The organism is Stenotrophomonas maltophilia (assembly GCF_006974125.1).
Classification (GTDB): Bacteria; Pseudomonadota; Gammaproteobacteria; order Xanthomonadales; family Xanthomonadaceae; genus Stenotrophomonas; species Stenotrophomonas maltophilia_O.
This window is the reverse complement of record NZ_CP037858.1, coordinates 3,277,094-3,301,232: the sequence shown is the minus strand read 5'-3', so window position 1 is coordinate 3,301,232 and position 24,139 is coordinate 3,277,094. Positions and strand designations below refer to the sequence as shown.

Sequence of the window (24,139 nt, the reverse complement as noted above, 5' to 3'; positions counted from 1 at the left end):
CGCGGGCCGGCACTCTCATGAAGCCATCCAGCGACCATGGGTTGCCGGCCAGCGGCCGGCACTACCTGGCGGTACACTTCCTCCATGGCCATTGCCCCTGCCCCGCGGTCACCGAAGAAACGCGCACCTCTGTACGAAGAGGTGGCCGAACATGTGCGCGAGCGCATCTACGATTACCGGCTTCCGCCGGGCGAGTGGATCGACGAGCCCGCACTGTGCGAGGAACTGGGCATCAGCCGCACGCCGCTGCGCGAGGCGCTGAAGCTGCTGGCTGCCGAAGGCCTGGTGCAGATCGATGCCGGCCGTGGCAGCCGGGTCACACGACTGACGCTGGAAGACCTCAACCAGCTGTTCCCGGTGATGGCGATGCTGGAAGGCCGCTGCGCGCACGAGGCGGTCAGGCACATCGACGATGCCGGCGTGCGGCAGCTGGAAGACCTGCATGCAGCGATGGAAACCGCAGCGGCCGAGGGCAACATCGCCGAGTACTACCGCAACAACTACCTGATCCACGAAACCGTGCAGCACTATGCCGGCAACCCGTGGCTGATCCGCATCACCCACGACCTGCACCGCATCCTGAAGATGCACCGCGGCCGCCAGTTGCTCACCCCGGGGCGAACCGCGCAGTCGCTGGCAGAACACCGCGAGTTGATGGAGTGCTTCCGACGCCGCGATGCGCAGGCTGCTGAACGCACCATGGAACGCCATCTGCTGAGCCAGGGCCAGGCATTGGCCGCTTATGTGGCGGCGGGCGGGCTGTTGAACGTGCCGGCACCGTTGCCGACCGAAGGCGGCGGTTGAGCGGATGAGGTTGCCGGCCAGCGGCCGGCACTACCAGGACGTGACCTTGGCCGGCATCCCGGAACATCTCGTCAATCGCCACCACCGCAGCTACCACCGTCACTGCTGCCGCTGTCGCTTCCGCAGTCGGAGTTGCTGTAGCTGTGATGGCTGTGGTTGTCACTGGAATAGCCAACGGAGGTGTCATGGCGTCCGCCCCCCTCCCCCCGGCTTCCCGAGCCATCGGCCGTGGCCACCGCCATGCACAGGATCGCGCCGACCAGCGGCAGCAGCCAGACCAGCAGCAACTGCACTGTCCGGCCGCCCGCCGACAGGCCATCACGCCTGACGATCACCACGGTAGCCACCACGTTCAGGCCCAGCACCAGCAGGACCAGCAGAAGGGCAACGATCAGCATTCGGCGGCTCCATGCCTGGACTGGAGGGCATTATGGGCCTGCCAGCCCGGCAATGGCCCTGCCTGTCATGAAGATGGGACAATGTAGGGCGCGCCGGCCTGCTTCCGGGCCGCCGGCGCCCCCCGCACCACACGGAAGAAGAAGAACAACAACATGCTGAAAGTCATTTTTGATACCGACCCGGGCGTCGACGACGCCCTGGCCCTGCTGTACCTGCACAAGCACGCCCAGATCGACCTGATCGGCGTCACCACCACCTTCGGCAATGCCTCGGTGGAGTCGACCACGCACAATGCGCTGTACCTGAAGCAGGCCTGGGGCTTTGCCGCCCCGGTCGCGCGCGGTGCCGGTGGCCCGCTGCAGCCGGAAGCCACCCCGGAAGCCTGGCCGGTGCACATCCATGGCCACAACGGCCTGGGCAATCACCCGGTGCCGGCCGAACTGGACGTGGCCGCCGACGCGCGCCCCGCCCACCAGCTGATCATCGACCTGGTCCGTGCCCATCCGGGCGAAGTGACTCTGGTCGCGGTCGGTCGCATGACCAACCTGGCCCTGGCCCTGCAGCAGGCCCCGGACATCGCCGGCCTGGTGCGCGGCGTGGTGATCATGGGCGGCGCCTTCCACGTCAACGGCAACATCACCCCGGCCGCCGAGGCCAACATCTGGGGCGACGCCGAAGCGGCCGACGTGGTGTTCACCGCCAGCTGGCCGGTTACTGCCATCGGTCTGGACGTGACCACCCGCGTGGAAATGGACCGTGACGGCCTGGACACGCTGGCCGCCATCGGCGGTGCCGATGCCGAACTGGTGCGTGCGCTGTCGCAGGATTACGTGGACTTCTACCTGCAGGCCGGCCACAAGGGCATGGTCGTGCACGACTGCTGCGCCTGCATCGCGCTGACCCGTCCGGAGCTGTTCCAGTTCGAGCGCGCCAGCGTGCGCGTGGCCACCGACGGCGTCGCCCGCGGCATGACCATTCCCAAGCCGGAAGGCCTGGCATTCGGCCCCAGCGTGTGGGACGGCCACGTGGTGCAGTCGATTGCCATCGGCGTAGATGCGGCTGCGGTACTGGCCGACATCGAGCAGACCCTGAAGGTCTGACCCGCTAGCGCTTGGCCCTGCCCGGGACCGTCTCGGGCAGGGTCCACAACACCGGCAACACCAGCACTGCCACCAACGCGATCATCGCACCTGGCGCTGCTGCCCAGCCGCTGCGCTCCACCCACCATTGCGCCAGCCAGGGTGTTGCACCGCCAAAGAATGCAGTGGCCATGGTCACGCCCAGTGCCAGCCCGCTGACCCGGCCTTCACCGGGGAACTGCTCGGCCGTGGCCGGCGCCGCCACCGCGCTCACGCCACCGGCCACGCAGGCCAGCAGCACCGCAGCCAGCGCGATGCCCAGCGCTGTCGCCTGCGCCATCCACGCAAACAAGGACAGTGGCAGCAGCGCTGCCAGCACGGTCAGGCCCAACAGCACCGGCCGTCGTCCGACGCGGTCGGACAATGCGCCGAACAGTGGCGTGACCGCGATCACCGCCACTGCCGCAATCGTCGACAGCCACAGCGCATCGCCCTCATCGTGGCCCCGCGCATGCAGGAATGCGGGCACATAGGTGATTCCCACGTAGTAGGTGATCGACCCCAGCGCCGAAATCGCGAACGTGCGCGCCACCGCCAGCGGATGGTTGCGCAGGACATGGCGAAGCGGCGTGGCCGGAATGCTGCCCTCACGGCGCTGACGCTCGAACTCGGGCGATTCGTGCATGCCCGAGCGTGCGATCAGGATCACCAGTGCCAGCGCCGCACCGAAGAAGAACGGGATGCGCCAGCCCCAGCTGTCCAGCTGCGGGGTGGGCAGCAGCGCGACAGTGAGCGCGGAAATCGCCACCGCCAGCAGTGCGCCCACTTCACTGGCCGCCGAGGCCAGCGAAGTGACCAGCCCGCGTCGTCTCTCCGGTGCGCTTTCCAGCAGGTACGCCACCACCCCGGTGTACTCACCGCCCACCGAAAACGCCATCACGCAGCGCAGGATCAGCAGCAGCACGCCCGCCGTCGTACCGGCCGTGGCCACTGTCGGCAGCAGCGCAGTGGCCAGCATTGCCGCTGCCATCAACGCCATCGAAGCCAGCAGCATCCAGCGCCGGCCCAGGCGGTCGCCCAGGTGGCCGAAGCACAGCGCGCCCAGCGGGCGCATCAGGTAGGACACCGCAAAGCCGGCCAGGGTGACCAGCAGCGCCTGCTCGCCACCGCCGAAGAACACTCGCGACAGCACCGTGGCGAAGTACAGGTACAGCGTGAAGTCGTACCACTCCACCACCGTGGACAGGCCGGCCACCCACATCGAGCGCTGCCGCGCCGCGGTCATTGCGTGTTCGCCTTCAACAGCCTCGTTCCCGTGGATGCAGGTTGCAGGCAGAGTGTCACGGCCCGGGTGAAATGCCGGTCATCGGTCATCCATCGGCTGCATGTACTGGGTTTCGTGCCCGGTGAAGCGCTCACCGTCAAAGCCGAAGCAGAAGCGTCCTTCCTCGAACACGCGGTAGACGAGCAACGCGCCATCGAGGCAGAACTGCGGCTGGTCCACGCCCGTTTCCAGTGTCCCGTAGCCGGTGGCATCTCCGCCCTTCCCCGCCGGGCCGGTGAAGGCATCGATCGGTAATGGCGTGGCGCGTCCCGTGCGGGTGTCGACCAGCACCAGTGTGCGCTGGAAGAACTCGGGGCGATCATCGACCTGCACCAGCAGGTAGTGCTGGTTGAAATTGGGCTCCTGGTGCTGGAGCGCATCTTCGATGGCGGCCCGGTGCGGCGCATCGCAGAAGTCGACCGGGCTGTAGCGGTAGCTGCAACCGTCGTGATCGTAGGGCAGGTTCATGCCGGAATAGCTGATGCTTCCCCCGCTGTCCACGTCGTGGCCCAGTTCCGGCGTGCTGCACAGCAGCCATGAACGCTGCGCGTCCTCCGGGTCGGCCATCAGCTTCGGCTCGCGGCCCGCCTCGTACGCCGCACCACCCGGGAATTCCTGCCCGAAGCGCTGGCGGACGACGGGACGCGCCTTCTCCAGCGGCAGACCGATCTTCGCCCCACGAAACGAGACGAACGTCATCGTCGGCAGGACCACCTCCTCCACCGGCAGTCCCTTCCATTGCCCACGCGTGCAGAACGTGGCGATCTCGTTCTCTTCGTCCACCTTGCAGGGCTTCGGCGCGTTCGCGGCCAGCCAGGGATGGGCCGGGCGATCGGTCTGAAGGTCGATGTACCAGCCGTCCAGCGCACAGGTCGGCAGCGCATCCAGCAGCGGAGAGAGGTCTGTTGCGGTGGCCGGGGCGGCAAGCGGTGTGCCCGCTGCGGGTGCCCCTGTCGGCGCATCCGATGTGCGTTGGCATGCGGCCAGCGCGAGTAGGCCGACCAGCAGCGCGACGTGGCGTGGACGCCGGACTGGATGAGGCATTCCCTGCATTGTGTGCTCCCTGATTCCGCATGGACCGTGCAGATGATCGCCGATCCTGGGCCCGCGGCGGGAAGGACACGACCTCCACGCATGGCGTGGCGCTACCCGGTGTGCTGGCTTCCCGCCCTGTAAGCGGCGTAGGCTTCGAGGATCTTCTGCATCCGGGCCTGCTGCTTCACGCCCATCGGCGCCCGCTGCACGCGCTTCAGCAGCGTCTTCCACATGTATCCGGAACGGAAGAAGTACGGGCGCACCTCAAGGAAGGTCAGCACGACATCCACCGTATCTGGATCGTGTTCGGCAAGTTGCCTCAGCGCGTTGGCGTATCCACCCGGGAAAGCAAGCTGTGCATAGCGCTGGTTATATTCCGCGCAGGCTGCCGCATGCCGCTGCATTTGTTCCGGGCCACGCCAGCGCGCGCCAGCGGCTTCGCGGATGGCTTGGCGCAGCCGGTTGATCTCGTCCGCATTGGCGCGGATCAGGCGTTCCATCGGCGCGCGGGTACGGGACATGGTTCCCTCCATATGGTCTGTCAGGGGCCAGGTCCCTTTCCCTGCAGGAAAGGGATCTGACCCCACTTCAGGTCACGGGGCGCGGCGCAGGGTGATCAGGGTGATTTCCGAAGGCACGCCGATGCGTGCCGGGAATCCGGCCCACAGGCCAGCGCCATCGCTCACGTACAGGGTCATCCCGTCCACCTCGTAGCGGCCGGAGACGTAGCCGCCGTTGGCCCGCTTCACCAGCTGGTCCATGCCGATGATCTGGCCGCCATGGGTATGTCCGGACAACTGCAGCTTCACACCGCGCGCAGCAGCCTCACGCGCATTGCGTGGGCGATGATCGAGCAGGATCACAGGTGCGGAGGGATCGGCACCCTCCAGTGCAGCCTGGAGATCCGGCAACGGCAGGCCGTAGCGTGCCGCCACCGGGTCGGTGACACCGGCGATGGTCAGCGCCGCATCACCACGCCGCACCTGCAGATGGCTGTTCTCCAGCACCTGCATGTGCAGCGCGCGGAACGCCTGCATCCAGTCCTGGTACTGCGCGTAGTACTCGTGGTTGCCGGTGATGGCAATGACGCCATCCGGCGCCTGCAGATCGGCCAACGGACGCGCGTCTTCGCGACGGGCCTCGACACTGCCGTCGATCAGATCGCCAGTGATCACGATCAGGTCCGGCTTCAGCGCGTTGCTCTCGTCCACTACCCTGCGTACCCAGTCGCCGGTCAGCAGGCGGCTGGCGTGGATGTCGGTCAGCTGCAGCACGCGATAACCGTCGAACGCGGCCGGCAGATCCCTGATCGCCACGTCGATCTGCCGAGGCTGGGGCACGGCCATGCCCTGGCTGATGCCATAGCCACTCACAAGCAGGGCCAGCAGGCCGGCCAATGGCCGCAGCTTCGATGCGCGCAGGGCCGCTACCATGCGCGGCCAACGCAGCAGGCGCGAAAGCAGCAGGCCGGCGTCCAGTACCAGCATCATCAAGGCCAGCAGCAGCACCGCAGTGGAGCCGGTGGCCAGCACGGCGATGGCCATCTTCGGGATCTCCAGCGACGCCATCGTGCCCCAGAAGGTGGCCACGATGCGCAGCTGCACGGCTACGGCCACCACCAGCAGCGACAGCACGACCTTCAACCCGATGGGCATGCGCAGCGGCCAGAACAGGCGCCAGGCCACATACAGGCCCATCAACAAACCGATCGTACTCAGCACTGCAACCATCCATGACAGAAAGCGGGCCCGCCATGGTGAAGGCTGCGGGCCGTGTTGTGTAGAGCCGAGCCCATGCTCGGTGTCTCAACCTGCAGCCGAGCATGGGCTCGGCCCTGCAACAACAGGTGGGTCAGGCCATTTCGTCGAGGCGCTCCACCCGCAGGCGGGCAATGCGGCGCTTCTCCATCGCCAGCACTGTGATGCGCACACCGGCCACGTCCACCGCATCACCGATGTCCGGCAGGCGACCCAACTGCTCCAGCACCAGTCCGGAGATGGTCATGTAGTCGGCACTGCGCGGCAGCGACACGCCGGCCAGGCGCTGCAGATCGTCCAGGGTCAACGCACCATCGGCCTCCCATTGGCCTTCCCCCTGCGCGATCACACCATAGCGTTCGTCCTGGGTGTCGACCAGATCACCGGCAATCGCCGCCAGCAGATCGTTGGCCGTCACCAGGCCTTCCACGCTGCCGTACTCGTCCACCGCCACCGCCAACGGCACCGGATGCTGGCGGATCAGCTCCAGCGCCTGCAGCGCACTGGCGCTGGACAGCACGTACTGCGGCTCGCGCAGGTTGCCTTCCAGCTGCAGCGGCTTGCCCTGCAGCAGGTCGGCCAGCAGATCGCGGCTCTGCACCACGCCGCACAGGCTGTCCAGATCACCATCGCCGACCAGCAGGCGGGTGTGCGGTGATGCCACCAGGCGTGCCACCACATCGTCCTGTCCACGCGCAAGGTCGATCCACTGTACGTCGGCGCGCACGGTCATCACGCTCGACACCGGGCGATCGGCCAGGCCCAGCACGCTGCGGATCATCTCGTGCTCGGCCGGCTGCAGGCGTTCCCCGGCATCCACAGGTTCGTCCGCGCCTTCGTCATCGTGGCCATTGGCCGGACGCGCGCCGAGCATGCGCAGCACCGCATCCGCAGTGCGCTGGCGGAACGGCTGGCGGCGCTCGTTGCGCTCGCGGTTGAAGCGTACCCACTGGTTGAACGCTTCGACCAGGATCGAGAAGGCGATCGCCGCGTACAGGTAGCCCTTCGGAATCTTGTAGCCCAGGCCCTCGGCCACTAGGCTGAAACCGATCATCAGCAGGAAGCCCAGGCACAGCACCACCACCGTAGGATGCTTGTTGACGAAGCGGGTCAACGGCTTGCTCGCCACCAGCATCAGCACCATCGCGATGGTCACGGCGGCATACATCACGCCCAGGTTGTCGACCATGCCGACCGCGGTGATCACCGAGTCCAGCGAGAACACCGCATCGAGCACCACGATCTGCGCCACCACCATTGCGAAGCTGGCATAGACCTTCTTGCCGTTGTCCTCGTGCTGGCGGCCTTCCAGCCGCTCATGCAGCTCCATGGTGCCCTTGAACAGCAGGAACAGGCCACCGCCCAGCAGGATCAGGTCACGTCCGGAGAAGCTGTGGTCGAACAGCGTGAGCAGCGGCTCGGTCAGTTTCATGATCCAGGCCAGCGCGGCCAGCAGCACCAGCCGCATCAGCAGGGCCAGCGCCAGGCCGATCACCCGCGCGCGGTCGCGCTGGTGCGGCGGTAGCTTGTCGGCAAGGATTGCGATGAACACCAGGTTGTCGATGCCGAGAACGATCTCCAGCACGACCAGGGTTGCAAGGCCCATCCATATCGAGGGGTCAGCCAACCATTCCATTTCAGGTCCGTTTCGTCAGTAGGTAAGGGAAAAGGAGAACCACTCAGTCGGCGTCCTGCGCCTGCGCCGGGTCATGCCCGAGCAGGTCGCCAGGCGTGCACTGCAACTCGCGGCAGATCGCATCCAGCGTGGAAAAGCGGATGGCGCGCGCCTTGCCGGTCTTCAGGATCGACAGGTTGGCCAGGGTGATATCGATACGCCCGGCCAGCTCTGACAGGGTCATGCCCCGTTCCTGCAGGATGCGGTCCAGGGTGATGACGACCGCCATCAGATGACACCGTCGAGGTCGTCGCGCATCGCTGCGCCCACGGCGAAAACGCGCGCCAGCACGAACAGCATCAGCACGGCGACCAGGCCAGTGATCGACATGCCACCGCCGACCTCCATCCAGGTGAAATCCGGGCCCATCCAGGCCGCATAGGCACCGATCAGGATCGACAGCAGCTCCATCGCCAGCATCAGCCAGGCCATGCGCTGCAGGCGCTGTGCATTGGCATGGGTGAACGGACGCTCGCGCGCCGCCGACTTCAGCAGCCTCAGCAGATGGCGCAGGAACAGCAGGCACAGCACCAGCAGCGCGATGATCGCACCCAGGCCCAGGCAGAAGTGCAGGAACAGATCATTGCCGTGCGCGGCGGCGGCCGCAGCGTCGTGCACGCTGTCGAGCAGCCAGCGACGGTCGTGGGCGACCAGCGGCACCGCCAGCAGTGCGGCCAGGATGCCCAGCCAGCACATCGCCCGGACGGCCTGTACGGCGGCCTGGGCCAGGGTGAACAGGCCTCGCGCGGGTCTTGCGCGGGCGGGACGAGCGGTCAAGCGGCCTCCGGTGTTGGGGTGGCCTCGCCGCCCCGGGGTGAATTTATCGATAAACGATATATCACATCCCACGTGAAAGCCTGAACCGCAGGCGCGGCTCCTGTCAGGGCCCGGACGCGCCCTGCTCCAGCATCGCCTCCCCCGGCGCCGCAGAGGCCATCGCCTGCACGCCCGCATCGGCGGCCTGCCGCGTGACCAGGCGGAAGCGCACCTGCAGCTTGCCCTGCCCCGGCGTGGCCCAGCCGTACTGGATCGCCACCTGATCGGCCGACAGCGGCCCACGTCCCGGCAGCGAGCGCACCTGCAACGGCATCGGTGCGGCCTGCACCAACCGGGCGAATCCCTTCTGCACGACCGCCGCGTCGGCCTTTTCGGCGTAGACCGTGCACGTGCCATCGTCAGCCCAGCTCACCGCATAGCGACCACTGGCCAGAGGCACCATCCAGGCCACGCCCGGTTGCCCCTGCAACAGCGTCGCGGCTTCGGCGGGCTGCAGCGGCGACAGCCCATTGGATTCCATCAGTGACTGCAACCGCGCCGGGGCCCCGATGTGCTGCATGCAGGCGGTATCGAACAGCTCGCTGAAGGGATCCTGCGCCGGAGCTTTGGTCTTGGGAGTACGCGCGGGTTGCGCCACCGCCACGGTGGGCAGCAGGGCCAAAGCCAGCCAGAACGCAGGACGCATCGGGATTCCACGCTACGGAAAACAGCAGGGAGGATGGCAAAGCCCAGGCGTGCCGCGCAACGGGTCATGGCTTGACAGCCGCCACCGGCGGGAGGAGTATCAGTTAACGAATTAGTTAATTAGCTCGCCATGGACCGTATTTTCGAAGCCCTCGCCTCCACCGCCCGCCGGCAGATCCTGGCCTATCTCAGCGCCGGCGAGCTCAGCGCGGGCGAACTGGCCGAACGCTTCGACTTCAGCAAGCCGGCGCTGTCCAGCCATCTGCGCATCCTCGAGGAAGCCGGCCTGATCGAACGCGAGAAGCGCGGCCAGTTCGTGTACTTCCGGCAGGTGCCCGACCGTTTGGCCAACACGTTGTTCTCGTGGGCGGCCGAAGTCTGTCCGGTCGGCGGTCCGCTCAAGCGCGAAGCACGCGCGCGCCGCAAGTCCCCCGCCCGCTGATCCGCCCGCCAAGGAGCATGACGATGCCTGGTTCGACCCGCGATCGCCGTTCGTTTCCAGCAGTGCAGCTTCCGGCACAGGACGGCGGCAGTCCGACCGAAGTCACCCTGATCGCGCAGCTCGGCATCGGCGCCGGTGATGCGCTGGTGACCGACGCCAGCCAGCGCCAGCGCCACCACCCGGCCTTCATCGATGCGCTGGACGAGCCTTCGGCGCGACTGGGCGGCATGCACCTGCAGCAGGGAGACGCCTCCTCGCTGTACAGCTTCACCGTCGGTGCCGGTGGCCACCCGTTTCATCGCCATGCAGGCCCGCGCATGTTCACCGCCATTGCCGGCAGCGCCGGTGCCGAGCTGCGTTTCGCCACCGTCTCCGACACGCAGCTGGCAGCAGATCCCGGTGCCTTCGCGCGCACGCTTCGGCGTGTCCGCATTCCACCTGACTGCCTGTTCACGGTGCGCTTCGGTGGAGGCACCTGGCATCAGTTCGCATCGAACCATCGTGCACACCCGGCGTTGTTCGCGTTGTCCTGCCACAGCGATGAACTGGCAGGCCAAATGAGCGAACAGGCCCGTGCGCAGGTGGAGCGCAATGCCGCCGATATCCCCAGCCTGACCGAGGTGCTGCCGGAATCGCACTGGCCTTCGGGCACCACACTTGCAGCGGCACCGCTGCTGCAACTGTCGCTGCAGGCGGCGCCGCCCAGCCTGAGTGCTCAGCTGTGCGCGCGTACCCGTGCCCTGCTCGGTCCGCTGCGTCGGATCCCACTGCGGCCGCTGCGCGGGTTCGTCGCACGCGCCACACCGGCCTATCCCGTCCATGCACGGGCTGCTGCCAGCGATGGCCTGCTGCCCACGGCACTGCCGCACAGCCACTATCAGGACCTGACCACCCTGTGCCTGGAACCCTCGCAGGTGGCCTACCGTTCCGCGTCGGCGCTGCTGGCCGATGTACTGGAGGGCTTCCTGCGCAATCCACCCAGCGGCGTCGGCCATCTGATGGCCCTGCGCAACCGCCTGGTGGCACCGCTGCGGCTGCGTACGTCGCCGCTGGGATGCCCGGTGTCGTCACTACTGTCGACCGATCGCAGCCGGTTGTTCGCCGGTCGATTCCCGGTGCTGGATTCGCACATCGACACGCAAGACAACTGCGCCGAAGTCCTGCTCGGCGCCGACGATCGGCACCTGCGCTTCCGCAGCAGCGTGCGTGTGCAGCGGCGTGCCGATGGATGCATCGAGATCAGCCTTGGCTCACACGTGCAGACCCTCAATGCGTTCGGAAGCATGTACATGGCACTGATCGATGCTGCGCACCGGCACTATGTCGCGCCGGCACTGCTGCGGCGGGCGGTGGAGCATGCACTGGCGCCGGAACTGGCTGATCTTGATGCGTGGGCCGCGCGCCCGGTGCACTGGTGATGCCGGCCAGCGGCCGGCACTACCCTGCGCTGTAGCGGTACACCAGATCATCCGCGTCGCTGCGCGCGGCCTTTTCATCCAGCACGCCGCCCAGACGCCGTGCGACGGCCTGCGATGCCAGGTTGTCCGGCGCCATGTAGCTGACCAGGGTCGGCAGCTGCGGCACCACGAAGGCCCAATCACGCAGCGCACCGGCGGCTTCAGTCGCGAAGCCCTGCCCTTCATGGCCGTCGTACAGCAACCAGCCCAGCTCTTTTTCCGGGAACAGCGGGCCGTGGTTGATCCCGACCTGACCGATGCAGGCACCGGTATCGATGCGTTCGATCATCAGCGCGCCGTGGCCGAACAGGTGCCAGCTGGCCAGGTCGTGGCAGAACTGGCCCCACGCCGCCACCTCACCGAACGGCCCGCCCATGCCCCGCGCACGCGGCGAGGCCAGGAACGCGGCATAGACGCCGAAGTCATCCAGCTGCTGTGCACGCAGCCGCAGGCGCACGGTGTGCAGGGTTGGAATCTCAAGCACGACGGCGCACAGGATCAGTACACGGCCAGGTGGCCGCAGCCACGGCGCTGGGGCTGCCCTTCCATCGTCACCTGCACGCTGGCCAGCGTGTCCACGCCTTCGGAATTGCGGCACGACTCGTGCTTGATCTCAACGATGGCCGGCTGCTTGCCCAGCTCGCCATTGAGAACGATCAGCGCACCGGGTGCATCTGCCGGCTGGCCGAGGTAGCGCAGCACGCCCTTGTGGGTGCGTCCATCGGCACTGAGGCTGGCGTCGTGGTTGCCCTTGCCGGTGGAGGCGATCTCGATGCTCCAGCCAGTGCCACCGCCGGTGAAGGCCGGTACCGGGCTCAGGTCGGCAGCGATGGAAGGATGGCGAGGCGCGTCGGCGCTGGTCTGGGAAGCGGTCGAAGCACAGCCGGCCAACAACCCGGCCAGCAGGGCCGTGGCAACAACAGGGCGAAAGATCATGGACGGCTCCTGCAGCGATCGGAGGGCCAGTCTAGGCAGGACCGCGTGCGCCGGCGATGAATGCCACGATCAGCGGGCGCCACGACCGCCCCCCGCCACCCGTACCCGATCACGCCCCTGCGCCTTGGCCCGGTACATGGCCGCATCGGCTGCACGCAGCAGGGTGCGCCAGCCCAGTGCGTCGGTGCCGCCCTCGGCCACGCCGAAACTGGCGGTCACCCGCAGCACTGTGCCGCCGGCCAGCGCGATGTCCATCTGCTGCAGGGCCAATCGCAATGACTCGGCCAGCTGGCGGCCGCCGGCCAGATCACCGTCGGCCAACAGCACCAGGAACTCTTCACCACCATAGCGGGCGATGCTGTCGCTGCGGCGCAGGTGCCGTTGCAGCAACTGCGCCACCTGCACCAGCACTTCGTCACCGGCATCGTGACCGTGGCCGTCGTTGATCGCTTTGAACCGGTCCACGTCCAGCAGGATCACCACGGCGCCGGCGCCTCCTTCGGCATGCCGCTGCTGCACCCTTTCTTCCAGCGCGCGCCGGTTCAACAGCCCGGTCAATTCATCGGTACCTGCCAGCTGGCGCAGTTCGCTGGTCAGCGCAGAGCGCTCGCGCGACTTCTCGCGCAGGACCTCGATCGCATCGAACAGGCGCTGCATTTCGGCCAGCGGGTGGGTGACATGCTGCTCCGGCCCCGGTGCCTCCGAGGCGATCTGGATGACCTGCTTCTGCGCCTGCAGCAGCGGCCGCAGGATCTGCCGATGGGCAATGCGCAGGGCCACGCCCAGCACCAGCAGCGTACCCAGCACCGTCGCCACCAGCACGACCAGGCGCGTCGCTTCGCGGTTGCGGGTGCGTTCAAAGCGGGCGATGGACACGCTCAGGTAGCCATCGCGCAGCGCCTCAAGCGACTGCAGAGTGGGCACGTAGCGCGTGGTGAACTCCGCGGCGGTCCACGGCGGCGGCAGGCCGCGGCGACCGTCTTCGATCAGTTGCTCGATCATCGGCAGCGACTCACCGAAGAACTGCCGTCGCGCCATGTCCCAGTGCCATGACAATTCCGGGTCACTGCGGAACACCGACTCGTGGCTGCCCGCCAACCGCCACAGCTCCAGCAGGCGGCCCTGGGTCTGCAGCGCCGCGCGTACCTGCTCCTCACGCCATGCCCCTGGTATCGCCACCGGCGCCATCACGTTCGAGGCCAGGCGGCCACCATATTCGCGAAGATCGATCAGCACCTGGCCCTGCATCGCCGGAATCGCCGCTTCTCGATCGGCGCTGACCAGCACGTTGGTCTGTGCCGAAGTCAGCAGGTGCAGGCGATCAACCACGGCGAACATGCCGCTGATCGCACGCTCCACCTCCTCCACCCGGCGTGCGTCATGGGGCTGCGCCACGACCCGGTCGACCGCAGCGCGCGCCGACTGCAGGCGACGTTGCGCGTCGGCCAGCAGGCCATGCTCATCCACCACGCCCGGGTCGTCCTTGAGTGCGGTCTCCAGCTTCAGCACGGCGGTGTCGACCCGCTTGCGCGCGGCCGCCAGCTGCGCGGCCAGCCGTGCCTGTTCGACGGCGTCGGCCGGGTCAGCCCCCAGCAGGCTGTTGGCCGGGCCGCGCTCGGCCGAAACCAGGTTGGCCAGCTCGAAGGACTGCCGCAGCTGGCGCAGGCTGGAAAGGTTGTCTTCGGCGCCGGTGTAGCGCAGCGTGCCCTGTACCAGAGCGATGGCCATCAAGGGCAAGGTGCAGACCACGAACAGCCCGGTCAGGATCCAGACCCAGGTCCGCAACCCGATGGGCGACGCCTTGCCGGCCATGCAAATTTCCCCTGACGTGCGGTTCACTGTAACGACCGGTTCCGGCAGCGCCAAGCCAGCGCCATGCGAACCGTTGCGATAGGTATGGCACAGCGACCGCGAACGCGCCGCCAAGATGGGAAGGCCCGCCTCATCGTAGCGGGAATGTCACATCATGCCGGGTCAGATCCAGCGCTGATCGGCCAGCTCGCGCTTCACGTAGGCATAGAACACCGGCGCTGCCACCAGGCCGGGCAGACCGAATGCCGCCTCCATCACCAGCATGGCCAGCAGCAGCTCCCAGGCACGGGCCTGGATCTCGCCACCGACGATGCGTGCGTTGAGGAAGTATTCCAGTTTGTGGATCACGATCAGGTACAACAGTGCGGCCACGGCCACATAGAACGAGACCGACAGCGCGACGATGGTGATGATGGTGTTGGAGATGATGTTGCCCACCACCGGCAGCAGGCCCGCGATGAAGGTGATCAGCACCAGCGTCTTGGACAGCGGCAGGTGCACCCCGAACAGCGGCAGCACGCCCAGCAGGAAGATGGCGGTGAACACGGTGTTGAGCAGCGAGATCTTTACCTGCGCGAACACCACCTGGCGGAACGCGGTGGCCAGGCGGCTGGTGCGCCCGATCAGCTCCTGCGCCAGCGGCCCCATCTTCGGCAGCGGCAGTTCGTCATACAGCGCGATCATCGCGCCCAGCACCATGCCGATCAGCACCCGCACGCCGATCTGCACCGCCGAGGTCCCGGCCACCCCGAGCTGTCGCTGGTGCTCGGCGGCCCAGTCGTTCAGTGCCGCGCGCAACGCCGGCATGTCCTCGGGAATGTACGGCTGCAGCAGCGCCGGCACCTGGTGCCGCGAGCTGTTGAGGATGTCCATCAGATGGCCCAGCAGCGCATCCGGGCCACCGGTCTCGGTGCGGAAGAACGAGGCCACGCCGATGCCAGCCAGCACCAGCGCGCTGATGATGACCGCAGACAGGACGATGACCGCAATCGCCCGCGCCCGTCCCGGCGGCAGCTTGCCTTCCACGGTGGACGCCAGCACGTGGGTCAGCTGGAACACCAGCAGGCCCGACAGCAGGGTCACCACCAGGCCGAGCTTCAGCGCCAGCCACATGCCCAGCAGCATCATCAGCCAGGCCGCGATCCTCGCAACGGGGGGCTTGGGCTGGGCAACGAGGGCGTCTTGCATGGGGGCACGTCCGGGCGGGGTGGCCCATGGTAGAGGATTGGCCGTGCCAACGGATCAAACTACCTTGACCGCCTGCATCGTCATCGACCTTACCTTGATATGCCCTGGCGACACCCTGCAGCACACGGCATCCCATTGATGTTGGACCATATGATCCGGTCCGCGCAAAGACCGAGGGCGGAGATGACCTCCTGCAATGCGATGCGTGGATCGGATTGATTGTCGATCCTCACGGTGAAGCCCGCATCTGGTTCAGCATCATATGCGATCAATTCAGCAACGGTCCCTGACGGCAACCGCATTCCCAGCGACCGCCACGCTCCCATTCCGGGCTCACTCCCCGTCAACAGTGACTGCCCCAGGCGACGCATCAGGAGCGCGTCGTCCACCCTTATCACCGCAAGCTCGAAACAGCCGCCGCCCCGCTATGCGTCGCCCGGTCGCATCGCGGCAATCCCACGATCCCCACTGCTCATGAGGTTGCGTTGTCCGAGTACAGGCTCGTCTCGGTGCGCGAATGGTTCTGCGCAGTCGCCGCGCTGCTGGCAAGCAGCCGCAGACACGGGCCACGGATCCATTCGTCGTGCATTTCCGCTGCCCTCATGGAACTGCGGCGCTTGAACTGACGAACTTGACTGGACGATAGAACGTGTCAATGCAGAGCGCATTGGCGCCGGGACCACAGTCAGAGGGAACCCGTCGCTCGAAGTTCACTCCATCCCGTCTGATCAGACTACGGGTCAGCACCGTGATGCTGGTCTGGCCCACGTCGTAAAGCCTGCGCTTCCCCATGTCGTACGCGTTCTCATACGGAAGGGCGTACTCGTAATTGACAACCTGCGAACTTCCAATTGAATGCGACTGCAGCAGGCCTGCGTCCATCCGCGCACGATTGCCGAACACATATCGTTCAACCGTTCCATCAGAGCCAGTGACTGCCGTCGTGCGCGTCACCGGCGAACTTGACGTGCAGACCTCTGCCAGCCCCTGCCCCACTGCCGGCTGATAGCAGGCGTTGGGCGGTCCGTAGTCGATGGAATGAGTCAGCAGTGGCACCCCCGCACCCTGCATCGAACGCGACACCAGTGAGATGCCATCGACATAGTGCGGGAGCTCCGAGAATTTCCCGCCCGTCGGGGATTGAAGGCAGTAGGAGGTCACCTGTGAATAGCCCCGCCGGCGTGGCTCCAGAGCGAAGCTCGCGCTCACATTGGACTCCAGCTTGACGTTCACCGTCAGCTGCCCGCTGAAGGCCATCGGGATCTGCGAGAGACTTCCACACAGGGCGATCGCCCCCCCCATCCGGCCTCGCCGCAATGCCCCCCACGCTGCCGATCGACCATGTGGAGCCATCCGGATTGGTCAGCACTCCCCCCTGAAGGCGCCATTGGCGCCCCCCAGCCTCGATCACCGAGCCGTCCGTGCCTGAAAAAGTGATGCTGCGGCCATCACTCGCCGTAATCTGGCTGGACGAGTAATTGACCCAGTTGCCAAACCGGTCTTCCACACGAGTCAGTCGCATGCGATACAGGGAAACATCCAGCCAGGTGTCGGACTGCTGGAAATTGCTCATTATCTGTAGCGTCTCTTCGTCACGCTCGGGACGGCCGAAGTAGTACCTGTTTCCATCCGGACCGTGACCAACGAATCCATCACTACCATCGGCCAGCTGGTAGCAGCTGAAACGCCATCCGCCGTTGGTTGCCCAGCGTACATCGACATTCGGAATGCTCGGTTCCCCCTGATCCAGCCGTCGGATGATTCCGCCACCCTCCGTGCCAACCAGCGAATTCCCATCCCAGTAGTCTTCGGGCAGAAAATTGTCGATCGGCGGCTTGCTCGACCTGACCACTTCGGCGACACCCCGTCTCCGAGGGTCGGAGCATCGACGTCCGGTGTAGGCGTTCGGGCTACCGACCATCCAGCCCAGTTCGGTGGAATGAATGCCCATGATGAATGGTTCCGCGCGCCTCAACGCATACTTGGGCGGCCACCCGAGCTTTTCCTGGACGGTGTACTCATAGTCCGCTGCCACCCTCAGCGCATTATTGCCCGGGAGTTCGACCACGGTTTTGTGGAAGGACACGGCGCCTGAGTAGAAGTCGATGCGCTCGCCGAACTGGCCAAACCCCGCAGGAAGCGCAGTGATGGACTCGCTGCGTGCCAGCTCTCGCCCATACGTCTCGAAAGAGTGAACCTGTGCCTGTACGCCGAAGGCCAGCAGCTGTGCCGCCATTGCCAGGACGATCCGCTTGAAGCGATCCATGTCTATCCTCGAAGAATGAGCCCATCTGCCGGCAGGTCCTCCGCCAGACCAAACGAATGTCACGCAGCTTCTGGACCATGCGGGGAAGCGCGTGCAGCCCCAATGTCGCTCCGTTCAGAGCCGACTGAAGCCAGAATTCCCATCACCCTGCCCATCCCCAAATGGGCGTCACTTCTGCACCTAAGCTTGCCAAGCACCCGGAGAGGTCTTGGTCAGAGCCCGAAACTTCAATCGTCGCGAAGATCCCCCGATCTGTTCACCCTCCTTGGTGAGCAAAGTATATGCATGGATTCTGACTGACCCATGATGCAGCGCAACGACCGTCACGTGCGCACGGCCCGGACGCTATTGCGTTGATTCCGTATGGATATCCAATGCCAGATAGCGCGCCGTACGCACGATCGCCTCGCGCTCTCCGAAACTGGCCAGTTCATCGGCGATGCGCCCGCTGTCACCGGTCAGCGCAATCTCCTGCAAGGTGCGCTGCAGGGCCCGGATCGCGGCCCGTTGCAGATCCGAGGGAATGATCACCAGGCGGTAGTCGAGTTCGGCCAGGCGCTCCACCGGCACCAGCGGCGTCCTGCCACTGTGGAACATGTTGATCAGCTTCGGCCCGGGCACGTGCGGCGAGACGGCGTCGATGCAGAACATGCACCGCCAGGGCCTGTGCTTCGTTGCACTGGAGCTGGGCATGCCGATCACCGCGCTGCAGCTGGTGATGCGTGGCGATTCCCCAGCGGCGGCCGCACAGCTACTGGCCTGTTCCAGGGCGGACGCACGAACTCACTCGCCATAGCTGGCGGTGTTCTTGCCCTGCCGCTTGGCGTGGTAAAGCGCGCGGTCGGCCAGGGCCAGCCAGTCCTCCACGCTGCCGCCGCGCGGCGTGGCAGCAATCCCGATGCTCACGCTGAACTCAACGCCCGGGGTCGCCTGCCGTGCCGCTTCGAGCAGGTGCAGGCGAACCCGTTCGGCCACATGCATCGCATCCACGGGCGCGCAGTCGTGCAGCAGCACGACAAACTCGTCGCCGCCCAGGCGCGCTGGTGTATCACCGGGCCGGGCGAAGGCGCGCAGGGTCGAGGCGATGTGCCGCAGTACTTCATCACCGGCGCGGTGCCCGTGCGAATCATTGATGTGCTTGAAGTCATCCACATCGAGCATCAACAGGCAGGCAAAGCCGCCCTGCCCCTGCGCTTTGTCCAGCGCCTGCTGCGCACGCAGGATCAGGAAGCCGCGATTGGCCAGTTCGACCAGCGGATCCATCCGGCTCAGACGCTGCAGCTGGCGGTTCTGCGACTTCACCCGACGCGCCAGCTGCCAGCTGAGGATGCTGAGCCCGATGCCGTAGACGAACAGGAACGGCACGCTGAGCACGATCGTGCGTTGCGACGACACGGGTTGGTAAGGAAACCCGAGCGCCCACCAGGTGAGCGCGAAGCCCACCACCAGAGCCAGCGTTGCCCGCATCGCCAGGCGCACGCCGCCGGCCGCGATCTTGTCGGCCACCAGCAATGCTGCGAACAGTGCACTGGGTACGGCGCTCAAGGCCATGAACGCGATCCAGCCGCCGCCGAACAATGAGTCGGCCACCATGCAGCGGAACTGGACCGCGGCCGGCTTGCGCGAGCGTTGGGTCAGCACCAGCGCCAGCGCCGGCCATGCCAGCGCATTGAGCAGCAACAGGACCCAGGGCAGCGCGCCATCCTGGCGCTCCAGCATGATCGAGGCGATGGGGATCGCGCCCAGGCCATTGCCCACGAAGCGCATCCAGCCGATGCGCCGTGCCGCGCCGGCGCCTTCGACCGCGACCTCCGTCGAGTCAGTCAAGAACGGCATTGCCGACCCCCTTGCGCGATCGCACGTTCCACCCCGGCCCCTGCCGGGCTGCCTGTCGTGAGTCTGACAGCTTTACGTCAATTCGGGATCAAGGACTCGAACCTGCAGCGTCCATGGCCTCACCTGGGCCCAGGCGCAGCCGTCGACCCCCGCACCATCAGGCTGAAATCCAGCGTCTGTTGAAGCGGAACGTCCACCTGTTCGATGATGGCGAGCAGCAGGTTGACCGCGCGCGCGCCGATTTCCCGCATCGGCTGCCGGATGGTCGTCAGCGGCGGCGTGAGGTAGCGCGAAGACGCAAGGTCATCGAAACCGACGACGGACAGCTCGTCCGGCACGCGGATGCCCAGATCGCGGCAGGCCGCCAGCGCACCCAGCGCCATCTGGTCGCTGAAGCAGAAGACTGCGGTCGATGCCGCCCCATCGGCCAGCAGCGCCACCGTTGCGGCATGCCCGGATTCCACCGAGAAATCGCCCGGCACTACGCTCAGCTGGCGCAGGCGGCCGCGCGCCTTGGCGGCGGCTCGCACCCCTTCCAGGCGTTGCTGGTGCAGGGGATTATCCGGCGGCCCGCCGACCACGGCGATCCGTTCATGGCCCAGTGCGTACAAATGCTCCATGACGGCACGTGCAGCGGCGGCATTGTCGATGTGCACACTGGGCAGGCCCAGCGCGGGGTCGAACTCGCATCCGTTGACCACCGGCGCGGCAGCCCCCCTCTGCTGGACAATCTCGCGCGCCGTCGGTGGCAGGCGATGGCCGAGCACGATCATGCCGTCGGCCTCGTTGCGCCGGAGCATCTGCGCGTAGCGCTCCTCGCGGTCGGGTTGGTCCTGCGTATCGCCCAGCAGCACTGCATAGCCGACGGCCTGCGCGGCGTCTTCCGCCCCCTGCAGGATCTGCGCGAAGAACGGATTGGCAATATCCGGAACGGTGACCAGGATCTTGCCGCTGCGCTGGGTCTTGAGCGTACGGGCCACCGTATTGGGCACGTAGCCCAACGCGGCAGCAGCCTGCTCGATGCGCGCGCGCGTCGCCGGCAGCACCTTGTCCGGCCGCGAAAGTGCACGTGACACGGTGCCGGCAGAGACGCCGACGTGCTTTGCGATGTCGTAGATGGTGGCCATGGCGTTAGTTCTCCTGCCCGCTGTGCAGTGCACAACAGGTCCAGCGTAAGCCCCTGCTAGGATAATGCAATCGATTGCATCGAGGGCGAATCACGTTGAAGACGCTCAAGGGTCCAGCGCTGTTCCTGGCGCAGTTCATCGGCGACACAGCTCCTTTTGATCGGCTGGACACGCTGGCCGGGTGGGCCGCGGGCCTAGGCTATTCTGGCGTACAAGTACCGACCAGCGCCCCCCACCTGTTCGACCTGGCCGAGGCCGCACGCAGCCAGGCGTACTGCGACGACCTCGCCGGCATGCTGGCCGGGCATGGCGTGCAGATCACTGAACTGTCCACCCACCTGCAGGGGCAGCTGGTCGCCGTCCATCCCGCCTATGACAGCCTGTTCGACGGATTCGCACCCGCGGACAAACGCGACGATCCCGCCGCCCGCCAGGCCTGGGCGGTGGAACAGCTGATGCTGGCAGCCAAGGCCAGCCAGCGGCTGGGGCTGACCGCGCACGCCACGTTCTCCGGCGCACTGGCCTGGCCGTACTTCTATCCCTGGCCACAGCGCCCGCCCGGCCTGGTGGACGAGGCCTTCGCCGAACTCGGCCGGCGCTGGCGTCCGATCCTCGATGCCTTCGACGCCTGTGGCGTGGACCTGTGCTTCGAGATCCACCCCGGTGAGGACCTGCACGACGGCGCGACCTTCGAGCGCTTCCTCGACGTGGTCGATCACCATCCGCGCGCGAAGATCCTCTACGACCCCAGCCACCTGCTGCTGCAGCAGATGGATTACCTCGGCTTCATCGACCGCTACCACGCGCGCATCGGCGCCTTCCATGTGAAGGATGCGGAGTACCGTGCCAGCGCCAGCAGCGGCGTCTATGGCGGCTACCAGGACTGGATCGATCGCCCGGGCCGGTTCCGTTCACTTGGCGACGGCCAGATCGACTTCAAGTCGATCTTCTCGAAGTTCGCGCAGTACGACTTCCCCGGCTGGGCGGTACTGGAATGGGAGTGCTGCCTGAAGCACCCGGAAGACGGCGCACGCGAGGGTGCCGCCTTCATCCGCGACCACATCATCCGCGTGACCGAACGCGCTTTCGACGACTTTGCCGACAGCGGCGCCGACGCCGCATCACTGCACCGCATGCTGGGACTCTGAGCCGATACCGCCCCGGGAGGGCAAGCCATGACGCACGCCATGTCGCGCTTGGGCGCGATGATGTTTCTGCAGTTCTTCATCTGGGGAGCGTGGTTCGTGACCCTGGGCACCTACCTGGTGCAGGGCCCGCTGCAGGCCAGCGCCAGCCAGGTGGCGACGGCCTTCCTCAGCCAGTCCATCGGTGCGATCGTCGCTCCCTTCCTGGTCGGCCTGATCGCGGATCGCTACTTCGCCGCACAGCGCATCCTGGCGGTCCTGCACCTGGCCGGCGCAGTACTGATGTGGCTGGCCTCCACGGCCACCAGCTTCAGCATGTTCTCCACCTGCGTCATGGGCTACATGCTGCTGTTCATGCCGACGCTGGCGCTGGCCAACAGCGTGGCGATGCGGCACATGCAATCGCCTGAGAAACAGTTCCCGCTGGTGCGGGTGGCTGGCAGCGTCGGCTGGATCGTGGCCGGCGTGCTGATTGGCTGGCTGGGCTGGGAACAGGCGCATCGGCTCGAACTCACCTTCCAGATGGCAGCAGTGGCGTCGCTGGTGCTGGGCCTGTACGCGTTCACCCTGCCGCACACGCCGCCGCTGGCGAAGCAGCGCGATGCCGGGCTCGGGCAGATCCTCGGCCTGGATTCGCTGCGGCTGCTGAAGTCGCGCGCCTACCTGGTGTTCTTCCTGGCCTCCATCGCCATCTGCATCCCGCTGTCGTTCTACTACAACTTCACCAACCCGTACCTCAACGACCTGGGCGTGCGCGGCGCCGCGGGCCTGCAGTCGCTGGGCCAGGTCTCCGAAGTGCTGCTGATGCTGGCCATGCCGTTCCTGTTCGTCAGGCTGGGGGTCAAGACGATGCTGGCCGTGGGCATGGCCGCCTGGGTGGTGCGCTACGTCATGTTCGCCTTCGGCGATGCGGGCGGCGGTTTCTCACTGCTGGTGATCGGCATCGTGCTGCACGGCATCTGCTACGACTTCTTCTTCGTCACCGGCCAGATCTACACCGACGCGCATGCTGGCCCCGCCGCGCGCAGCAGCGCGCAGGGGTTCATCACCCTGGCCACCTACGGCGTGGGCATGCTGATCGGCACCTTCCTGTCCGGCGCGGTGGTGGAGCACTTCACCAGCGAGGCCGGCCCGGACTGGCAGCAGATCTGGCTGTTCCCGGCCGGTGTTGCACTGGTGGTGCTGATCGCCTTCCTGCTGCTGTTCCGCGACCGGCCGGCGGCCACCGCCGCGCCCTCCACACCCTGAGGATCCCAGTCGATGCGCAAGCTTGGAATCGCCATTGTCGGCGCCGGCATGATCGGTGCAGTGCATCGTCGCGCCGCCTTGCTGGCTGGAGCCGAGGTACGCGGCGTGGCCGCCTCGTCGCCGCAGCGCGCGCATGAGGCGGCGCAATCCTGGAATGTCCCGCGCGCCTACCGGGATATCGAGGACGTGATCACCGATCCGCAGGTGCAGGTCGTGCACGTGTGCACGCCCAATCACCTGCACCGGGCGATGGCGCAGGCTGCGCTGGAAGCCGGTAAGCACGTGATCTGCGAGAAACCGCTGGCGACGACACTGGACGATGCACAGGCGCTGGCGACGCTGGCCGCATCGGCCGGATTGGTTGCCGCGGTGCCCTTCGTCTACCGCTACCACCCGGTGGTGCGCGAGGCACGCGCACGCATCGCACACGGCGAGCTGGGGCCGCTGCACCTGATCCACGGCAGCTACCTGCAGGACTGGCTGCTGGACCCGGCCAGCAACAACTGGCGCGTGGACCCGGCACTGGGCGGTACGTCGCGCGTGTTCGCCGACATCGGCTCGCACTGGTGCGACCTGGTGGAATGGGTCAGCGGCGAGCGCTTCACCGAGGTCAGTGCGGCGTTCCAGACGGTGATTTCCGAACGCGGCGACATCACCGGCCAGAGCTTCAGCACGCCTACGGCCAGCGGCGCGATGCAGGCGGTCACCAGCGAAGACGTCGCCGCAGCGATGTTCAGGACCGGCGCCGGCACGCTGGCGTCGTTGACGGTCAGCCAGGTCTCGGCAGGACGCCACAATCGCCTCTGGTTCGAGATCGATGGCGCCAGGGCCAGCGTGGCCTTCAACCAGGAGGATGCCGAGCGGCTGTGGATCGGAAGACCCGACCAGCGCGAGGAGATCTTCGTGCGCGGCCCGGGTGCAGGCAGTGCCGAACAACGGCGGCTGTCGGTGCTGCCGGCCGGGCACGCGCAGGGCTACGGCCAGTGCTTCGAGGCGTTCATCGCCGACACTTATCGCGCCATCGGAGGCGAGCGCCCCGAGGGCCTGCCCACCTTCGACGATGGCGTGCGCTCGGCGCGGATCGTCGACCGCGTCATCGCATCGGCCAGGTCACACGCCTGGACCACCATCGGTTGAATCCCGGGAGG

At 66.6% G+C, this 24,139-nt stretch carries 24 protein-coding genes; 7 read left to right on the top strand and 17 right to left on the bottom strand.

Features of this window, described 5'->3' with window-relative positions; all coding sequences use genetic code 11:
- Positions 1-84 precede the first annotated feature (84 nt).
- Positions 85-804: a GntR family transcriptional regulator gene (locus EZ304_RS15120; RefSeq protein ID WP_142807481.1), complete on the top strand. Its 720-nt coding sequence runs from the start codon at positions 85-87 to the stop codon at positions 802-804.
- Between the two features lie 71 nt (positions 805-875).
- Here the strand turns inward: EZ304_RS15120 and EZ304_RS15115 are convergent, their stop codons facing one another.
- Entirely contained in the window at positions 876-1,202 is a 327-nt protein-coding gene (locus EZ304_RS15115; protein ID WP_142807480.1) for a hypothetical protein, read from the bottom strand.
- 153 nt (positions 1,203-1,355) lie between these two features.
- Between EZ304_RS15115 and EZ304_RS15110 the strand changes: the two genes are divergently transcribed.
- Positions 1,356-2,303, top strand: coding sequence for a nucleoside hydrolase (locus tag EZ304_RS15110; RefSeq protein WP_142807479.1), 948 nt, complete (start codon positions 1,356-1,358; stop codon positions 2,301-2,303).
- A 4-nt stretch (positions 2,304-2,307) separates the two neighbouring features.
- On the opposite strand, the gene EZ304_RS15105 is transcribed toward EZ304_RS15110, so the two are convergent.
- From EZ304_RS15105 to EZ304_RS15070, 8 genes are all read right to left on the bottom strand, one after another.
- Entirely contained in the window at positions 2,308-3,567 is a 1,260-nt protein-coding gene (locus tag EZ304_RS15105) for an MFS transporter (protein ID WP_142807478.1), read from the bottom strand.
- 78 nt (positions 3,568-3,645) lie between these two features.
- Positions 3,646-4,659 (bottom strand): hypothetical protein, encoded by a 1,014-nt coding sequence (locus tag EZ304_RS15100; protein ID WP_142807477.1) that lies wholly within the window; start codon positions 4,657-4,659, stop codon positions 3,646-3,648.
- 92 nt (positions 4,660-4,751) lie between these two features.
- Complete coding sequence (locus tag EZ304_RS15095) at positions 4,752-5,141, bottom strand: hypothetical protein (protein ID WP_260678118.1); 390 nt, start codon at positions 5,139-5,141, stop codon at positions 4,752-4,754.
- A 93-nt stretch (positions 5,142-5,234) separates the two neighbouring features.
- Positions 5,235-6,371, bottom strand: a complete 1,137-nt coding sequence (locus EZ304_RS15090) for a metallophosphoesterase (RefSeq protein WP_142807475.1) — start codon at positions 6,369-6,371, stop codon at positions 5,235-5,237.
- 121 nt (positions 6,372-6,492) lie between these two features.
- Complete coding sequence (locus EZ304_RS15085; protein ID WP_142807474.1) at positions 6,493-8,034, bottom strand: TerC family protein; 1,542 nt, start codon at positions 8,032-8,034, stop codon at positions 6,493-6,495.
- Between the two features lie 43 nt (positions 8,035-8,077).
- Positions 8,078-8,302: a helix-turn-helix domain-containing protein gene (locus EZ304_RS15080; protein ID WP_142807473.1), complete on the bottom strand. Its 225-nt coding sequence runs from the start codon at positions 8,300-8,302 to the stop codon at positions 8,078-8,080.
- Entirely contained in the window at positions 8,302-8,769 is a 468-nt protein-coding gene (locus EZ304_RS15075; RefSeq protein ID WP_099553025.1) for a DUF2975 domain-containing protein, read from the bottom strand. Before EZ304_RS15075 ends, EZ304_RS15080 begins: the two co-directional genes overlap by 1 nt.
- Before the next feature lie 184 nt (positions 8,770-8,953).
- Complete coding sequence (locus EZ304_RS15070; RefSeq protein WP_142807472.1) at positions 8,954-9,535, bottom strand: NMCC_0638 family (lipo)protein; 582 nt, start codon at positions 9,533-9,535, stop codon at positions 8,954-8,956.
- A gap of 129 nt (positions 9,536-9,664) precedes the next feature.
- Between EZ304_RS15070 and EZ304_RS15065 the strand changes: the two genes are divergently transcribed.
- Both EZ304_RS15065 and EZ304_RS15060 read left to right on the top strand, forming a co-directional pair.
- Positions 9,665-9,976, top strand: a complete 312-nt coding sequence (locus EZ304_RS15065; protein WP_004147836.1) for a metalloregulator ArsR/SmtB family transcription factor — start codon at positions 9,665-9,667, stop codon at positions 9,974-9,976.
- Positions 9,977-9,999: 23 nt separating this feature from the next.
- Complete coding sequence (locus tag EZ304_RS15060; RefSeq protein ID WP_142807471.1) at positions 10,000-11,394, top strand: DUF2867 domain-containing protein; 1,395 nt, start codon at positions 10,000-10,002, stop codon at positions 11,392-11,394.
- Positions 11,395-11,413: 19 nt separating this feature from the next.
- On the opposite strand, the gene EZ304_RS15055 is transcribed toward EZ304_RS15060, so the two are convergent.
- From EZ304_RS15055 to EZ304_RS15015, 8 genes are all read right to left on the bottom strand, one after another.
- The gene (locus tag EZ304_RS15055; protein ID WP_099553028.1) at positions 11,414-11,917 is read right to left on the bottom strand and encodes a GNAT family N-acetyltransferase; all 504 of its coding nucleotides are present in this window, start codon (positions 11,915-11,917) and stop codon (positions 11,414-11,416) included.
- A gap of 14 nt (positions 11,918-11,931) precedes the next feature.
- On the bottom strand, positions 11,932-12,369 hold the full coding sequence (locus EZ304_RS15050; RefSeq protein WP_142807470.1) for a hypothetical protein: 438 nt from the start codon (positions 12,367-12,369) through the stop codon (positions 11,932-11,934).
- 69 nt (positions 12,370-12,438) lie between these two features.
- Complete coding sequence (locus tag EZ304_RS15045) at positions 12,439-14,181, bottom strand: GGDEF domain-containing protein (protein ID WP_142807469.1); 1,743 nt, start codon at positions 14,179-14,181, stop codon at positions 12,439-12,441.
- A gap of 162 nt (positions 14,182-14,343) precedes the next feature.
- Positions 14,344-15,369, bottom strand: a complete 1,026-nt coding sequence (locus tag EZ304_RS15040; RefSeq protein ID WP_142807468.1) for an AI-2E family transporter — start codon at positions 15,367-15,369, stop codon at positions 14,344-14,346.
- 922 nt (positions 15,370-16,291) lie between these two features.
- The gene (locus tag EZ304_RS15035; protein ID WP_142807467.1) at positions 16,292-17,635 is read right to left on the bottom strand and encodes a hypothetical protein; all 1,344 of its coding nucleotides are present in this window, start codon (positions 17,633-17,635) and stop codon (positions 16,292-16,294) included.
- A 345-nt stretch (positions 17,636-17,980) separates the two neighbouring features.
- Positions 17,981-18,286: a hypothetical protein gene (locus tag EZ304_RS15030; RefSeq protein ID WP_239503788.1), complete on the bottom strand. Its 306-nt coding sequence runs from the start codon at positions 18,284-18,286 to the stop codon at positions 17,981-17,983.
- Between the two features lie 132 nt (positions 18,287-18,418).
- The gene (locus tag EZ304_RS15020; RefSeq protein ID WP_099553033.1) at positions 18,419-19,471 is read right to left on the bottom strand and encodes a sensor domain-containing diguanylate cyclase; all 1,053 of its coding nucleotides are present in this window, start codon (positions 19,469-19,471) and stop codon (positions 18,419-18,421) included.
- A 119-nt stretch (positions 19,472-19,590) separates the two neighbouring features.
- Entirely contained in the window at positions 19,591-20,598 is a 1,008-nt protein-coding gene (locus EZ304_RS15015) for a LacI family DNA-binding transcriptional regulator (RefSeq protein ID WP_099553034.1), read from the bottom strand.
- 95 nt (positions 20,599-20,693) lie between these two features.
- Here EZ304_RS15015 and EZ304_RS15010 point away from each other — a divergent pair, with 95 nt between their 5' ends.
- From EZ304_RS15010 to EZ304_RS15000, 3 genes are read left to right on the top strand one after another with little or no spacing between them, the layout of a single operon-like run.
- A complete protein-coding gene (locus EZ304_RS15010) occupies positions 20,694-21,746 on the top strand; it encodes a sugar phosphate isomerase/epimerase family protein (RefSeq protein ID WP_099553035.1) in 1,053 nt (350 codons plus the stop codon).
- A 27-nt stretch (positions 21,747-21,773) separates the two neighbouring features.
- Positions 21,774-22,991: a nucleoside permease gene (locus EZ304_RS15005; protein ID WP_099553036.1), complete on the top strand. Its 1,218-nt coding sequence runs from the start codon at positions 21,774-21,776 to the stop codon at positions 22,989-22,991.
- A 12-nt stretch (positions 22,992-23,003) separates the two neighbouring features.
- Positions 23,004-24,128: a Gfo/Idh/MocA family protein gene (locus tag EZ304_RS15000; RefSeq protein WP_142807466.1), complete on the top strand. Its 1,125-nt coding sequence runs from the start codon at positions 23,004-23,006 to the stop codon at positions 24,126-24,128.
- The last annotated feature ends 11 nt before the right edge of the window (positions 24,129-24,139 follow it).